This window comes from Neorhizobium sp. LjRoot104 (genome assembly GCF_964253725.1).
Lineage (GTDB): Bacteria > Pseudomonadota > Alphaproteobacteria > Rhizobiales > Rhizobiaceae > Neorhizobium.
Genome location: NZ_CAXURS020000002.1, coordinates 1,709,947 through 1,724,720, shown reverse-complemented (window position 1 = coordinate 1,724,720; position 14,774 = coordinate 1,709,947). Strand labels below are relative to the sequence as shown.

The 14,774-nt window shown below is 59.9% G+C and carries 11 protein-coding genes and 1 pseudogene; 5 read left to right on the top strand and 7 right to left on the bottom strand.

Features of this window, described 5'->3' with window-relative positions; genetic code table 11:
- Positions 1-123 precede the first annotated feature (123 nt).
- The 5 genes from ACSQ8R_RS30310 to ACSQ8R_RS30290 all read right to left on the bottom strand — a co-directional run bounded on the left by ACSQ8R_RS30310 (position 124) and on the right by ACSQ8R_RS30290 (position 6,048).
- Positions 124-2,334 carry an amylo-alpha-1,6-glucosidase gene (locus ACSQ8R_RS30310; RefSeq protein WP_436257027.1) on the bottom strand — a complete coding sequence of 737 codons (2,211 nt, stop codon included), beginning with the start codon at positions 2,332-2,334 and terminating at the stop codon, positions 124-126.
- Between the two features lie 11 nt (positions 2,335-2,345).
- Complete coding sequence (locus tag ACSQ8R_RS30305) at positions 2,346-3,440, bottom strand: glycosyltransferase family 4 protein (RefSeq protein ID WP_436257026.1); 1,095 nt, start codon at positions 3,438-3,440, stop codon at positions 2,346-2,348.
- Positions 3,441-3,527: 87 nt separating this feature from the next.
- Positions 3,528-3,953, bottom strand: coding sequence for a hypothetical protein (locus ACSQ8R_RS30300; protein WP_436257025.1), 426 nt, complete (start codon positions 3,951-3,953; stop codon positions 3,528-3,530).
- A gap of 96 nt (positions 3,954-4,049) precedes the next feature.
- The gene (gene groL / locus ACSQ8R_RS30295) at positions 4,050-5,678 is read right to left on the bottom strand and encodes a chaperonin GroEL (protein ID WP_436257024.1); all 1,629 of its coding nucleotides are present in this window, start codon (positions 5,676-5,678) and stop codon (positions 4,050-4,052) included.
- A gap of 55 nt (positions 5,679-5,733) precedes the next feature.
- Positions 5,734-6,048 carry a co-chaperone GroES gene (locus ACSQ8R_RS30290; protein WP_436257023.1) on the bottom strand — a complete coding sequence of 105 codons (315 nt, stop codon included), beginning with the start codon at positions 6,046-6,048 and terminating at the stop codon, positions 5,734-5,736.
- Between the two features lie 281 nt (positions 6,049-6,329).
- On the opposite strand from ACSQ8R_RS30290, the gene ACSQ8R_RS30285 reads away from it, so the two are divergent.
- Positions 6,330-6,602 carry an usg protein gene (locus tag ACSQ8R_RS30285; RefSeq protein ID WP_436257022.1) on the top strand — a complete coding sequence of 91 codons (273 nt, stop codon included), beginning with the start codon at positions 6,330-6,332 and terminating at the stop codon, positions 6,600-6,602.
- A 95-nt stretch (positions 6,603-6,697) separates the two neighbouring features.
- On the top strand, positions 6,698-6,988 hold the full coding sequence (locus ACSQ8R_RS30280) for a hypothetical protein (protein WP_436257021.1): 291 nt from the start codon (positions 6,698-6,700) through the stop codon (positions 6,986-6,988).
- A 295-nt stretch (positions 6,989-7,283) separates the two neighbouring features.
- On the opposite strand, the pseudogene ACSQ8R_RS30275 reads toward ACSQ8R_RS30280, so the two are convergent.
- A pseudogene (locus ACSQ8R_RS30275) lies at positions 7,284-8,692 on the bottom strand (response regulator); the annotation flags it as partial.
- Between the two features lie 30 nt (positions 8,693-8,722).
- On the opposite strand from ACSQ8R_RS30275, the gene ACSQ8R_RS30270 reads away from it, so the two are divergent.
- Positions 8,723-9,796: an NRAMP family divalent metal transporter gene (locus ACSQ8R_RS30270; protein WP_436257020.1), complete on the top strand. Its 1,074-nt coding sequence runs from the start codon at positions 8,723-8,725 to the stop codon at positions 9,794-9,796.
- 255 nt (positions 9,797-10,051) lie between these two features.
- Here the strand turns inward: ACSQ8R_RS30270 and ACSQ8R_RS30265 are convergent, their stop codons facing one another.
- On the bottom strand, positions 10,052-10,957 hold the full coding sequence (locus ACSQ8R_RS30265) for a LysR family transcriptional regulator (protein WP_436257019.1): 906 nt from the start codon (positions 10,955-10,957) through the stop codon (positions 10,052-10,054).
- Positions 10,958-11,105: 148 nt separating this feature from the next.
- On the opposite strand from ACSQ8R_RS30265, the gene ACSQ8R_RS30260 reads away from it, so the two are divergent.
- Together ACSQ8R_RS30260 and ACSQ8R_RS30255 are read left to right on the top strand one after the other, a co-directional pair.
- Complete coding sequence (locus ACSQ8R_RS30260) at positions 11,106-13,151, top strand: hydantoinase/oxoprolinase family protein (RefSeq protein WP_436257018.1); 2,046 nt, start codon at positions 11,106-11,108, stop codon at positions 13,149-13,151.
- Positions 13,151-14,761 carry a hydantoinase B/oxoprolinase family protein gene (locus tag ACSQ8R_RS30255; protein ID WP_436257017.1) on the top strand — a complete coding sequence of 537 codons (1,611 nt, stop codon included), beginning with the start codon at positions 13,151-13,153 and terminating at the stop codon, positions 14,759-14,761. Before ACSQ8R_RS30260 ends, ACSQ8R_RS30255 begins: the two co-directional genes overlap by 1 nt.
- Positions 14,762-14,774: the final 13 nt, after the last annotated feature.

Genomic DNA, 14,774 nt, shown 5'->3' with positions numbered 1-14,774 from the left:
GTCGAAGCCGATGCTCGACCGGAACAGGGGAGCAGGGCTGCCACTCTGGTTGACAAGCTGGATTCGGGTAATGACGAGGCCGAATAGGCCAGGCGGCAGCTATGCCGCCTGGCAAATGCTGCCTTAGCCCGTCGTGAGCACGCGGACATCGCCTCGACGATCGACGACGTCGACAACGACATGACGGCCGGATCCGCGGATGGTTACATCGGCTGAGCCATTCCCGATCTGCAGGCGCCGCAGGGTCACCTCATCGAGAAAAGAAGGCAATCGCGGTTCATTGAAGCTGATGTGCAGGGCGTTCGGATCGAAATCGAGACCGAGGCACGATTGCAGTAGAAGAAGTGGCGCTGCAGCCGCCCACGCCTGTGGCGAGCATGCGACCGGATAGAAGGTCGGGCCCTGAGCGCGCTGACGCGGCAGACCGCAGAAGAGCTCCGGAAGCCGACGCAGGTCAATATAGGTCGATGCCGCGAACAAACCCTCGAAGATGCGGGCCGCTTCCGTCTGATAGCCATAGCGGGCAAGGCCGCTGGCGATCAGGGCATTGTCGTGCGGCCAGATCGAGCCGTTGTGATAGCTCATTGGATTATAGCGCGGCTCTGTCGACGGGATCGTGCGGATGCCCCAGCCGCAGAAGGACGAGGCACTCATCAGGGTGCGGGTTACTTGGGCGGCTCGTTCAGGATAAGCGATGCCGGTGAACAGCGCATGGCCGGCATTGGAGGAGCGGACGCGACAGGGGCGCTTGTCTCCGTCGAGAGCCAGGACATACGTTCCAAGGTCCTCAACAAAGAAGCTCGTATCGAAGGCGCGGCGCAAGCCCTCCGCTCGTGCAAGAAACTTCGCCGCCCGTTCCGGCCGGCCAAGCCGCCGGAAGATCTCGGCCGCCGCCTGCCAGGCGCCGTAAACATAGGCCTGAACCTCCGCAATCGCGATCGGCCCCTTCGCCAATGTTCCGTCAGCATGGAAGACCGAGTCGTGACTGTCCTTCCAGGCCTGGTTGATCAGCCCTTCGTCCGTCATCCGTCCATATTCAACGAAGCCGTCGCCGTCACGATCACCATGTTCGTCGATCCAGGTGAGAGCGGACTCGATATGCGGCAGAAGGCGCTCGATGACCGCGAGAGCTCCGGTCCGTTTGAGATATTCGCCAGCCAGCATCACGAAGAGCGGGGTGGAATCGATGCTGCCGTAATAGCGGCGGAAAGGAACCTCGCCGAGTTCGGCCATTTCGCCATAGCGCACCTCATGCAGGATCTTGCCGGGCTCTGCATCGGAGGGGGGATAGATCTCCCTCGCCTGATTGGCGGCCAAATGCCCGAGCACGCCGCGGGCGATCTGCGGATCGAGCCAGAGCGTCTCCAGCGCCGTAATCAGCGCGTCTCGACCGAACACAGTGCTGAACCAGGGAATGCCGGCATAGGGATATGGCCCTTCCGGCTTGTCGGTCATCAGCATGTACAGATCGGAGACGCTACGCCGCGCGACCTCGTTGAAGATCTCATTTGACGTAGCGATCGATGCCGCGCGCGAGGACGAGGCCCGCAACGCCCGTCGGGCATCTCGCATGGCCAGAAAGAAAGAGCGGTGGCTCGGCTGATCAGCTCCCGTCTGGTCGCAGGCGATCTCGATGAAGAGGGACCGCGTCTCATGCGGCTCGAGCCGAAGATCATAGACTGCTGCATCGTTGCGGATTTCATCGGGCCAAGGGCTGAATGATAGGGACGTCGATCGTTTCCGCTCATCAAGTCCGATATAGGACAACACGACTGAACCCTGCTCCAGCACAGTAGGAAGAGTGCGCCCCTTCCTGGCTCTTGCGGTTCCCCGCACCTCGAACAGATCGGCGAAATCCGCCCCGAACGAGATTTCGATACGAATGTGTTGTGGCCGATCGTCATAGTTCCTGACGGCCAGCCGTTCATAGCAACGGGCACTCCACAGAAAACGAGACCTGCGCAGATGAATGAGATCATGCCCGAGCGTGAGCTTGCCCTTCTCGTCGAAAAGATCGGGATTGGTGAGGTCGCAGGTGAGCGTCGCGTTGTCGTCGCGCAGCGTCGACGACAACAGCATTAGCCTCTTGCCGTCGATGGTCAGGTAGAGATGCGAGAGATAGCGCGTATCGCGGTAGAAAAGGCCTTCAGGGCTACCCGGGCCGGAAAGCGCATCTCCATTGTGATCGAAGACGGCGAAGGTATCGCCGTGCTTCAGGGTGCGCGGTCGTCGCTCCTGCAGCGAGGCGGCCGCTGGGATAAAGAACTGCGCCACTGGCGCGGCTGGCTCTATCGGTGCGAAGGATGACTTGCTATCCACAAACGCGGCTGTCATGGCGATGCCTCCTATGCAACAACCCGGAGATCCAGGCCTTGGCCATTGGCGCGGCGTAGCGGGGCCGCCTTCGTGCGAACGCCAGGCAAGCTTCGATAGATATCGATATAGTCCCGCGCCATCCGTTCTGCGCTGAACCGCTTCTCGAATGTCGCACGCACCTTCTTTCGATCCATTCTGAGCGCCCATTCGACGTTCTCGACCGCTTCCGTCATGCTGCCGACGAGAATACCCGACGCACCATTGTCGATGACTTCCGGCACGGAGCCGCATCCGAACGCGATGACGGGCGTTCCACATGCCATAGCTTCGATCATGACCAGTCCGAACGGCTCCGGCCAGTCGATCGGGAACAGCAGTGCGCGCGCATTGCCGAGGAAGCCGGCCTTCTGGTGCTCGTTGATCTCTCCGATGAATTCGACATTCGGATGACTCTTGACCATCGGCTCGATCACCGTCTCCCAATAGGCCTTGTCAGCATTGTCGATCTTGGCGGCGATTTTGAGGGGCATGCCGACCCTCGCCGCAATCTCGATGGCACGATCAGGCCGCTTTTCTGGCGATATCCGCCCGAGGAAGGCAAGGTAATTGCCCACGGGCTTTTCCGTGAACGGCAGCAGGCCGACGGGCAGCCCATGGTAGACTGTTCCGACCCAGTTGACCGGCGCCATCGGGCGACGCTGATCATTGGAGATCGAGACCAGCGGAATATCGGGAAAAGCCTGGTAGACGGGTTTGAGATCCGGCAGATCGAGGCGTCCATGCAATGTCGTGACGGTGCGATCGGCAAAGCCCCTGATCAGCGGAAAATGCATGAGATCAATATGAAAATGAAGCACGTCGAATTCGTGCGACCGCCGCCGGATCTCCTCCAACATCACGACCTGGTGCGGCAGGTGATCCCGGACAGCCGGGCTGAGCCTGAGGGCGACATCCGAGCACGCAACCATCCGCGCGTTAGTGACGGAGTCGCCGCTGGCAAAAAGCGTGACGTCATGACCCTGAGCGACAAGTTCTTCGGTGAGATAGGAAACAATGCGCTCGGTTCCCCCGTACAGCTTGGGCGGAACACTTTCAGCGAGCGGTGCGATCTGAGCGATCTTCATCGGCAAAACCTCCTCAGTTGAGCAAAGAGTCGTCGGTAAAAATCAAGGCCGCATCCTCAAAGAGGCAGGCTGCTTCAGATTGAATGGCTAGATCTCGAATGGCTGTCGACGGCGATCTCCTTTCCGGTAGCTGCACAGGCCAAGGCCGCCAAGCCGGCGCATTTGCGGTCTCCTGCGGTGCGTCGTCCTATGGGCACTAAAAGATGCTGGCGAACCATGCACGCCGGTTCGCTCATCGCCCTTGTCCAACGTCTTTAGCGCTTCAATGATTTCGTCGTAGGAGACGGCTTTATCCGTGTCGGGATAAAGGCGAAGGGCCGGAATGGACTCGATGGCAAAGATATCGGATGCCCAGGAGGCAAGAATGGCCCGCTTTTCCTCGTCACCGATGTCAGCGGCGGCAAGCACGTCACGCGGGTGGTCGAAGTGTTTGGCCGGATGAAGCAGATGCGCGGCGCTGAGCGCGGCTGTGGCATTCTCCGGTATCGAATTGCTGATGCTTTCCTTTCTCATGGCCTGGCTCCATTGATCTTGACCGATGGAACTTATTCAACAGTTTGGAGGAGGCTCGCCCCTCGAGGTGGGACGAGCCCCCGGCAGCAGGCGGCCTTAGAAGTCCATGCCGGCGCCCGCGGGCAGGGCCGGAGCGGCTTCCTTCTTGGGCTTTTCGGCAATCATCGCTTCCGTCGTCACAAGAAGGCCTGCGACCGAAGCGGCATCCTGGAGGGCCGTGCGCACGACCTTGGCCGGATCGATCACACCCTGGGCGTAGAGATCACCATATTCTCCGGTCTGGGCGTTCCAGCCGTAAGAGAACTCCGATTTCTCGCGCAGCTTGCCGACGATCACCGAACCTTCGGCGCCGGCGTTCTCGGCGATCTGCCGGACCGGCGCCTCGATAGCGCGGCGAACAATTTCGACGCCGACCTTCTGATCCTGGTTGGCCGTTGCGAGATTTTCGAGGGCCTTCACGGCGCGCAGCAGCGCAACACCGCCGCCCGGGAGGATGCCTTCCTCGACAGCCGCACGGGTCGCATGCAGGGCATCGTCGACACGGTCCTTCTTCTCCTTGACTTCGACTTCCGTCGAGCCGCCGACGCGGATCACGGCGACGCCGCCAGCGAGCTTGGCAAGGCGTTCCTGCAGCTTCTCGCGGTCGTAATCGGAGGTGGTCTCCTCGATTTGGGCGCGGATCTGCGCGGTGCGGCCTTCGATCTCCGCACGCGAACCGGCACCATCGATGATGGTCGTGTTCTCCTTCTCGATCGCCACCTTCTTCGCCCGGCCGAGCATGTTGAGCGTGACGTTTTCGAGCTTGATGCCGAGGTCTTCGGAGATGACAGTGCCGCCCGTCAGGATGGCGATGTCTTCCAGCATGGCCTTGCGGCGGTCGCCGAAGCCCGGAGCCTTGACGGCAGCGATCTTGAGGCCGCCACGCAGCTTGTTGACGACGAGCGTTGCAAGAGCTTCGCCTTCGACGTCTTCGGCGATGATCAGGAGCGGTTTGCCCGACTGGACAACAGCCTCCAGCACCGGCAGCATCGCCTGAAGGTTGGAGAGCTTCTTCTCGTGAATCAAGATATAGGGATCTTCCAGCTCGACCCGCATCTTGTCCTGGTTGGTGACGAAGTAGGGCGACAGGTAACCGCGGTCAAACTGCATGCCTTCGACGACTTCGAGTTCGGTTTCGGCGGTCTTGGCTTCCTCAACCGTGATGACGCCTTCGTTGCCGACCTTCTCCATCGCCTCCGCAAGATAGCGGCCGATTTCCTGGTCACCGTTCGCAGAGATCGTTCCGACCTGGGCAATTTCGGAATTACTGGTGATCTTGCGGGCGTTTGACTTGAGTTCCTTGACAACGGCGTCGACGGCAATGTCGATGCCGCGCTTCAGGTCCATCGGGTTCATGCCAGAGGCGACCGCCTTGGCGCCTTCCTTGACGATCGCCTGGGCCAGAACGGTTGCGGTTGTGGTACCGTCGCCCGCGAGGTCGTTGGTTTTCGAAGCGACTTCGCGCAGCATCTGCGCGCCCATGTTCTCGAACTTGTCTTCCAGTTCGATTTCCTTGGCGACCGATACGCCGTCCTTGGTGATGCGAGGCGCGCCGAACGACTTGTCGATCACGACGTTGCGGCCCTTGGGGCCAAGCGTTACCTTCACCGCATTGGCGAGCACGTCGACCCCGCGCAGCATCCGTTCACGGGCATCGGTGTTGAACTTGACTTCTTTCGCAGCCATTTCTTTAACTCCTCAATAGGCAGCTATCTGACTGATGGTTTTTGGCGTTGAATGCTCAGGCGGCTTTCTTCTGCTCTGCCTGGGCCTCGATGATGCCCATGACATCGCTTTCTTTCATGATCAGTAGGTCCTCGCCGTTGATCTTGATCTCGGTGCCAGACCATTTGCCGAACAGGATGCGATCGCCGACCTTGACGTCGAGCGCCTGGATGTGGCCGGTCTCGTTACGGCCGCCTGGACCGACGGCGATGACTTCGCCCTCGTGCGGTTTTTCCTTGGCGGTGTCGGGAATGATGATGCCGCCTTTGGTTTTCTCTTCGGATTCGATCCGGCGGACGAGAATGCGATCGTGAAGCGGTCGGAACGACATGTTTTCCTCCAATGGACAAACAATGATGACGTAGTTCCCCCTGGCCGGACCGGATGACCAGTCCGGGCGGGTGCAAAACCTCTGCCGAGCGTTCTGCGCGAAAAAATCTGGTTTCGCGATTTTTCGATTTCAAGAGGGCGAAGCGAAAAAATTAGCACTCATCTGGATTTGCTGCTAACGTGCTGGAAAGGAACAAGAAACTGGCATGCTGCGTTGATAAAAGCGTTGATGGCCGCAAAATTTTGCGCCAGCATTTGCAATGCCTGAAACGGAGGAGAAGCATGCGATTTTCATCGGATCTGGAGCGTCAACTGAACGGCTATGGGCTGACCACCGCACATATCCTTTACCGAATTCCCGATTTCGAATCCGTGTTGCAGACCTATGTCTGGCAGGACTATGATCTCGCTCCCGATTTTCCGGAGATGCACAAGTTCCTGAACTTCTGGCAGACCACCCTCGAAGGGCCGCTCCATTCCGTCCGCTATACCCATCAGCGGCTGATCGGACCCAGTGAATGGAGCCGTGTCGAAGGTGAGTTCAAGCTTCACTGAGGTCTTGAATCTGAAATTTCTCTTTCCTAGCTCTTGCGTAACCGAGGCTTTGATGAGCTCGGGCCCTTCCCACGTCTGGTATGGAGTGAGATCAAATGGAAGAGAACATTAACTTTATCAGAAATGCCAGCATCTCCGAGAGAGAAGAGATCATCGTGGACTTTGCACGGTGGCTGGAGAGAGCGTCGCAGGAAGCTCTAGTCTATGGGGAAGGCCGCTTTGCTGTGCTGTCCGCCAATATGGCGGAAGCTATCCGCGTGAACGCCGACGAACTTGCCCGGGAAAAGCCCGAGACGACCGAGCGAGTTCTGCAGCAGGCATCCGCGATGATCTCGCAGTTCAAGGCCGCATATCCCCACCGCATGCTCAGCCGCTCGGTGCATTGAAGCGAAATTCTGGCCGAGCAGCTCATCGCAAATGTCTTCGGCCTCAACGCCCACATCGCGACCTCCGAACATCACAGGCGTCTCCCATTCAATTCCTGATGTAGGTCCGAACATGCGGAATTGATCGGTGAAGGACGAAATCCGCTGATACGGGCCATACAGGCTGAGACCAATGATGCCAGGCCCGAGACGGCATCACGAAGCTGAACGAGATGCAGGCGCGGAAGCGTCTCATCCGCCGGCGCCTCGGCGAGGGCAAGGGTCGTGAGACGCTCGATCTTGAAAGCCGGTTACTTCATCGCGACCTGTCTCGCATCTGGTCGATCGCGGCTGCTAAAGATGACTCGTCATAGGGTTTGGCGAGTAAGACCGCGTCCGCAATCAGCTCATGGCCTTCGACATTCGGAATCTCCGAAGCACCCGACGCAAACATGACGCCTAGTCTCGACTGTCGCCGCCGGCAGGCTACCGCCAACTCTGCTCCGGACATGCCCGGCAGACCTTGATCGGTCAATAGTACGTCGATGGCCTCCCTTCCAGAATAGACAATGCCTCTTCAGCGTTGACAGCCTCGAACACGAGGTGTCCCATCGTCTCCAGCATATCCATCGTGCTCATCAGGATCAGCGGTTCATCCTCCACCACCAGGATGCGTAGTGACGACTTGTCCGGTGCAGGAGGTGCCATTTGCCTCGTCCCAGCCGGGGAACGCTCTTGCATATCAGCAGAGGTGCCCACCTGCCGGTTGCCGAGGACGCGCCGGATCTTCCTCGCTAACGCCTCGCGCGTGTAGGGCTTGCTGAGGAGCTCGATGCCGTCATCGAGACGACCGCCGTGGACGATCGCGTTTTCGGTGTATCCAGAGGTGAACAGAACAGCGATTTCCGGCAACCGCTCGCGTGCTTTGCGGGCAAGTTCATCGCTCCGCAGCGGCCCGGGCATCACGACGTCGGTGAACAGAAGATCGATCGGAACACCGCTCTCGATCACCGCAAGCCCGGTCTGCGCATCGACGGCCCGTAAGACACGGTAACCGAGGTCGGTGAGCATTTCGACGACTGTCGTGCGAACAGCCTCATCGTCCTCGACCACCAGGACTGTTTCCCTGCCGCCAACCACCGGCCCATTGTCAACTTCGACGGTCACGTCCTCCACCTGCTTTGAGCGTGGCAGGTACATGCGAATGGTCGTGCCTTCTCCTGGTTCACTATAGATCTTGATGTGACCTTCAGATTGTTTGACGAGGCCCCAGACCATGCTGAGACCAAGACCTGTGCCCTTACCAGCGGGTTTGGTTGTGAAGAAGTGCTCGAAGGCTTGCTCTATGACGTCGGGGCTCATCCCCGATCCAGTGTCGGTGACCGCCAGCATCACATACTGTCCTGGCGAGACGTCGGCATGGCGCGCGGCATAGGCGTCGTCCAGCGAGGCGTTACCAGCCTCGATCGTCAGCTTGCCATGCCCCTCCATTGCATCACGCGCATTAATCGCGAGGTTGAGGAGAGCGTTTTCGACTTAGCCGGGATCGATCAATGTGTTCCAGAGACCGCCCGTGACGATCGTCTCGATCTCGATGCCTTCGCCGAGAGCCCGGCGCAGCATGTCGTCGAGGCCGCGGATCAGGCGTCCGAGATTGACAACCTTCGGCTCCAGGGCTTGCCGCCGCCCAAACGCCAGAAGCTGTGAGGCAAGTTTCGACCCACGTGTGGCTATTCACTGATTTGGGTAATTGTCTTGTCGACGATCTTGATGATCGCCTTCACCGACATGAGCGTGCGTATCGGCATCATTGCCCGCGGCTCCATGATACAGACGATCAAGGAGACACTAGGCAAGCCCGTTGGTGTGCTGGCCGGTATCAGTGTGTTTTTCGTTACTCTTTGCTTTTCCGTCGGAAATGCCGCGGGTTCAGGTCTGGCCCTCTCCATGCTTTTTGGGGGCTCTTCGATCGTGTGGACACTCGTTTGCAGCGTCGCCGTGGGGTTTATCCTGCTGATGCGCAACGTCTACGGAGTTGTGGAGCGTATCCTGCTTGCTCTCGTCGCGATGATGGCAATCGGCTTTGTCTGTAGCGCCATCCTTGCACGTCCCGATTGGATCGCCAGCGCGGCCGGTGTCATTCCAACCTTCCCCCCAAGCGCCCAGCTCCTGATTATCGCGCTTGTTGGGACAAACTTCTCCATCAATGCGGCGTTTTTCACCAGCTACGCTACGCGCGCCAAGGGGACACGCGCCGACCAGTACCGGGACTCGACTATCACCGACACGCTCCCGGGTATCATCGCGCCAGGTATCATGACCTGCCTCGTTATAATGGTTGCGGTCGCTGTGCTCGGCCATACGGGTGAGCGTGTGCAGACACTGGTGCAGCTTGCCAATGTGTTTCAACCGTTGGCAGGGTCCGTGGGCAGCACACTCTTTGTCCTTGGCTTCTTCGCCGCCGCCTTCTCGTCCATGCTCGCCAATGCAACCGCGGGTGGGACGCTGCTGTCTGATGGCGTGGGCTGGGGCGGTTCGTTCGATGCATTGCGGACGAAAATTCTGGTTGCGTGCGTACTTGCCTTTGGCGCTCTGGTGGTCGCGCTTGCACCCGGATCCCGAGTCCAACTGATTATCTTTGCCCAAGCTATGACGGTATTGGTTGCGCCGTTCCTGGCAGGCCTGCTGATGATCATCTCCAATCGTCGGGAAATGGGTACACTGCGCAACACATTGACTCAGAATGTGCTCGGCGCTTGTGGTTTTCTGTCGATCCTGGCTGCAAGTGGCCTCCTCGTCTACAAGCTGTCGGACATGCTCGGCAGTTGAAGATGCCAATTGGCACTGAATTCATTATAGGCACGGGGTTCGTTGAGCTCCGTGCCTATTCACATCTATCGTTCGCAGCCTCTGGCGTGCGCCCCACATTACAGATGTTGGATGTCGTCTGCTTAGATCTTGTACCGCTGAGTTTCTGATCGATCAGTAACATCGGCATCGCGATGATGATTCACAATCCTGTCCGGCTCTCGGAGACAAAAATTGCAGGGTCGGCGGTTCGTATTCGTTCAAGGCGACCGATACCTATGAAGTTGGGTCCTGATGGAGTACACCTTTTAGCGTGCCTACGAATGTCTGCGCGGCGAGCGACAGTGGCCTGCGTTTGGGCAAGATCATACCGACGGATACGGGAATTCGTGGCTCGAACTGACGGACGACAATGTGGTCCAGTTCGTTCGCGTCCCAAACAGAGAACTGGTCGACGAGCGCCACGCCTCGGCCTCGCTCGACCAGCCGCCGGACGAGTTGGCTTTGATTGGAAATCAGGGTATTGGACGGCCGCACTCCCTCATCGGACAGCGATCGGAAGATCGCCGCGCCGAAAGGTACCGAGCGGGGATAGGTCACAAAGGGCTGATCGGCAATGTCGCTCGCCAGGATGATCCGATGTTGCGCGAGCATGTGGTCAGGTGGCATTATGCAGACCATCGATGAGGTCTTCAACGTCTGCGTCATCAGGTCGGACTCGTGTTCGGGGTGGTGCACCAGTCCGAAATCGTAGTTTCCGCGGCTGACATAAGAATGGATTTTGTCGGAGTCGAGCAGATCAACCTGCACCTGGATGCCGGGATATTGGTTGTTGAAGCTCTCGATGGCCATCGGGATCAAGGCCGTGCTGAAGGCGGACAAAATACCAATGTTGACGTAGCCTTGCGTCATTGCCCTGAGATCGAGCGACAGATTTTCGAAAACCGTCAGCTCATCCATCAAGCGTGCCGCGTGCGAAAAGAGCAGCTCGGCCTCGGGTGTCGGACGTAGCCTCCCTGCGCTCCGCTCGAACAGTTTGATGCCCGCGAATTCCTCAAGCTGTTTCAGCGACTTGCTGGCATTCGGCTGAGTGGTGTGCAGAACAAGCGCCGCTTCCGTCACTGAGCCGGTCTTCATGAAGGCCGCAAGCGTGTCGAGATGCCGCAGCTTGATCCGTCGCATGATGTCGTACTCCCTGAGCATTCCATTTTGGAATGGAAAGCTTGAATAATTGAATTTTACAAACTTGGGAAGTCAATCCTAGATGTCGTTCATGACAGGCAAGGCGGCGGTGTGAAGCCGGTGCCACAGCGCAAAAGACCAGAGCATCATGGGCAATATCAGGGTCGGCATCGATGTCGGCGGAACCTTCACAGATTTCACGGTCCTCGATGACGAGACCGGAAACATGCGTCATTTCAAGGTGTCCTCGACGCCTCACGATCCGTCCGAGGCGATCGAGACCGGCATTGCCGGCTTTGCCGAGCGCGGTCTTCAGGCATCCGACGTGGTCCATTTCGGCCATGGCACGACAGTCGCGACCAACATGGTCATCGAACGCCGAGGCGGAAAGACCGGTCTTCTGACCACCGACGGTTTTCGCGACGTACTCGAGATCGGCCGCCAGACCCGCCCCGACCTGTTCGACATGAGCGTTCGAAAGCCGGACCCGCTGGTTGTCCGTCCGCTGCGCCTCGAAGTGGCGGAGCGCCTCGGCCCGGCCGGGGAAGTCATCGTGTCGCTCGACGAAGCGGGCGTCGAAGCCGCCGCGGAACGCTTCAAACAAGAGGGCGTGGAGGCCGTCGCGATCGGCTTTCTGCATTCCTACCGCAACCCGGCGCACGAGCGGCGCGCCGGAGAAATCATCCGCAAGCACCTGCCCGGTGTCTTTATCTCGCTGTCGAGCGACGTCCTGCCCGAGTTCCGGGAATACGAGCGCATCTCGACCACAGTGATGAACGCCTACCTTATGCCGCGCATGGACGGTTATCTCGATCGCTTCATGACGCGGTCGCGCAAGGCGGGCATCGAGGCCAAGCCCTATACGATCCATTCCAATGGTGGCCTGATGTCCACCGAGACGGCGCGCAACTATCCGGTCCGAACCTGCCTCTCCGGTCCTGCTGCCGGTGTTGTCGGTGCGTCCCTCGTGGGTAAGGCGGCGTCCTTCCCGGACATCATCACCTATGATGTCGGCGGCACCTCCACCGACGTTGCCCTGATCGCCAACGGCAAGCCGGCCTATTCCACGGACCGCGACGTGGCAGGCTATTCCATTCGTTGCCCGATGGTCGACGTCAACGTCATTGGCGCCGGCGGCGGCTCGATCGCCTGGCTCGATGATGCCGGCGGCCTGAAGGTAGGCCCGCAGAGCGCAGCCGCCGTGCCGGGCCCCGCTGCTTACGGTAAGGGTGGAACGGATGCGACCATATCCGACGCCAATATCGTGCTGCAGCGGCTGAACCCGATCGCGCTTCTTGATGGCGCCATGCCCGTTGATCGCGAAGCCGCCCTCAAGGCAGTCGGTGCCGTGGCAGAGAAGATTGGCCGTTCGGTCGAAGATGCGGCATGGGGCATCATCCGCATCGCGGTCGCCAACATGGCGCGCGCCATCCGGGCGGTCTCCATGGACAAAGGGCATGACCTTAAATCCTTCGCGCTGATGGCTTTCGGCGGCGCCGGCCCGCTCCATTCCTCGCTGGTGGCTGCGGAAACCGGCCTGAACACGGTCATCATTCCGGAATCCCCCGGCACGATGTGTGCCCGCGGCGTGCTTCTGTCCGACGTGACGCGCGATTTCGTTTCCACGCAGATCAAGCGGGTTCAGGGTGAAAGCTGGCTCGATATCCGCTCCGCCCTTGAAGGTCTGGAAGTCCAGGCACGCGAATGGCTCGAAGCGGAAACGATCCCCGACGAGAAGCGTGCGCTCCAGCATATCGCCGAAGCCCGCTATGCCGGCCAGAACCATGAAATCCGTGTCGAGGGCATTCTTTCCACCCCGGAAGACTTCGCCGCCCGTTTCGCGGAAGCCCATCGCGTCGTCTATGGCTATGCGCTGAACGACCATCCCGTCGAGATCGTCAACCTTCGCGTTCAGGCGATCGGCCATGCGGGCCGGCCGCTCCAGACGGTGCCGGGCGTTGCCGGCACCATGACGGACGCCATCGTCGGCGAGCGCGCGGTCTATATCGATCCGCAAACCGGATGGCTGACCGTTCCGGTCTACAAGCGCGCCTCGATGCCGCAGGACGAGAGGTTCTCCGGTCCCGCGATCATCGAGGAACTCACCTCCACGACCTACGTGCTTCCCGGCCAGTCGGGCGTCGTCGACGCCTACGGCAACATCATCCTCAGCTTTGTGAAGGACCGTGCGTGATGCAGCAGCACGTCAAACCGCCACGCGAATTCGACGCCATCGAGATGGAGGTCTACTCCAACCGATTCATGTCGATCACCGATGAGATGGGACTGAGCCTCGTGCGCTCGTCCTTCTCGACCAATATCAAGGAGCGCAAGGACTGCTCGGTCGGTCTCTTCGACGGCCGTGGCCGGCTGATCGTGCAGGCGTCCCATATTCCGGTTCACCTCGGCTCGCTGCAGGGCGGCGTGGCGGCGGTTCTGGAAAACTACAAGCTTGAGGACATCAGGCCGGGCGATGCCTTCATCTGCAACGACCCCTATCTCGCCGGCGGATCGCACACGCCGGACATCTCGATCCTGACACCTGTCTTCTATGAAGGCCGGCTCTGCTTCTTCGCCGCCAACCTCGGCCATCATTCGGATGTCGGTGGTGGCGTTCCCGGTTCTTGCGATCCCAGCCAGACGAGCATCTTTGCGGAAGGCCTGCGGATCCCGGTGCTGAAGATCGCCCGCGAAGGGGTTCTGGACGAGCAGATCGTCAAGCTCATCAGCACCAACAGCCGCGATCCGCTGGAGCGTATTCTCGATCTCAAGGTACAGATCGCCACCAACGAGATCGGCCAGCGGAAACTCGTGGCGCTTGCGGACCAGTTCGGAATCGCGACTGTCGAGAAGGCGATCGACGACCTGATCGCCTATTCGGAAAGCCGTTTGCGCAAGCGCATCAGCGATCTTCCCGACGGCATCTACAGGGGCGAGGCCTTCATCGACGGCGACGGGGTCGGTTACGAGCCCTGCCGCATCGAGGTGGCGATCAAGGTCGGCGGCGACGGCATCACCTTCGACTTCACCGGCACCGATCCTCAGGCGCGAGGTGCGGTCAACATCCCCAAGACCGCCCTCGACGCCACCTGCTACTACACGATCAAGGCGCTGCTCGATCCGGCGCTGCCGCCGAACGAGGGAATGGCGCTTCCCGTGACGATCGTTGCAGAAGAGGGCACGCTGGTGCGGCCGAAGTTCCCGGCTGCCGTGGGCATCCGCTCGACCAGCTGCCAGCGTGTCGTCCGCTCCATTTTCCAGGCCTTTGCCGACGTGCTGCCGAGGGAGAAGGTCTTTGCCTCCTCGGCCGACATGAACGCGACGATGATCTTTTTCGGTCCGCACAAGACGCGGGAAGGCAGTTTCGTCTACCTCGAAACCGTCGGCGGCGGTGCGGGTGCAAGCCTTGAACACGACGGCATGAACGGCATTCAGGTGCACATCACCAACACCTCGAACCTTCCGGCAGAAGCGCTCGAAATCGAATATCCGCTGATGGTACGCCGTTATGCGCTCGCCACCGGTTCGGGTGGCGAAGGCCATACCACGGGCGGCATGGGCATTGTCCGCGAAGTGGTTGCGATGACGGATGGCGTGCGGGCAAATGCGTCCTGCGAAGGCCTCCGGACTCCGGCAGACGGTGTCTTTGGTGGTGGCCAGGGCGAGGTTGCCCGGCTGAAGTTCGCGAATGCCGACGGGACGGTCAAGGAATACGACATCTCGATCACCAACATCCTGATGAATCGCGGGGACAGCCTGTTCCTGCAAACGCCGGGCGGCGGCGGCTTCGGCCGCGCTTCCTGAATTCCCTTTGGAG

Excerpts from the sequence above, each read along its gene's own strand:
- ACSQ8R_RS30260 (WP_436257018.1), top strand. The coding sequence starts at position 11,106 with ATGGGCAATATCAGGGTCGGCATCGATGTCGGCGGAACCTTCACAGAT.
- ACSQ8R_RS30255 (WP_436257017.1), top strand. The coding sequence starts at position 13,151 with ATGCAGCAGCACGTCAAACCGCCACGCGAATTCGACGCCATCGAGATG.
- ACSQ8R_RS30285 (WP_436257022.1), top strand. The coding sequence starts at position 6,330 with ATGCGATTTTCATCGGATCTGGAGCGTCAACTGAACGGCTATGGGCTG.
- ACSQ8R_RS30265 (WP_436257019.1), bottom strand. The coding sequence starts at position 10,957 with ATGCGACGGATCAAGCTGCGGCATCTCGACACGCTTGCGGCCTTCATG.
- ACSQ8R_RS30305 (WP_436257026.1), bottom strand. The coding sequence starts at position 3,440 with ATGAAGATCGCTCAGATCGCACCGCTCGCTGAAAGTGTTCCGCCCAAG.
- ACSQ8R_RS30310 (WP_436257027.1), bottom strand. The coding sequence starts at position 2,334 with ATGACAGCCGCGTTTGTGGATAGCAAGTCATCCTTCGCACCGATAGAG.
- groL (WP_436257024.1), bottom strand. The coding sequence starts at position 5,678 with ATGGCTGCGAAAGAAGTCAAGTTCAACACCGATGCCCGTGAACGGATG.
- ACSQ8R_RS30300 (WP_436257025.1), bottom strand. The coding sequence starts at position 3,953 with ATGAGAAAGGAAAGCATCAGCAATTCGATACCGGAGAATGCCACAGCC.
- ACSQ8R_RS30280 (WP_436257021.1), top strand. The coding sequence starts at position 6,698 with ATGGAAGAGAACATTAACTTTATCAGAAATGCCAGCATCTCCGAGAGA.
- ACSQ8R_RS30290 (WP_436257023.1), bottom strand. The coding sequence starts at position 6,048 with ATGTCGTTCCGACCGCTTCACGATCGCATTCTCGTCCGCCGGATCGAA.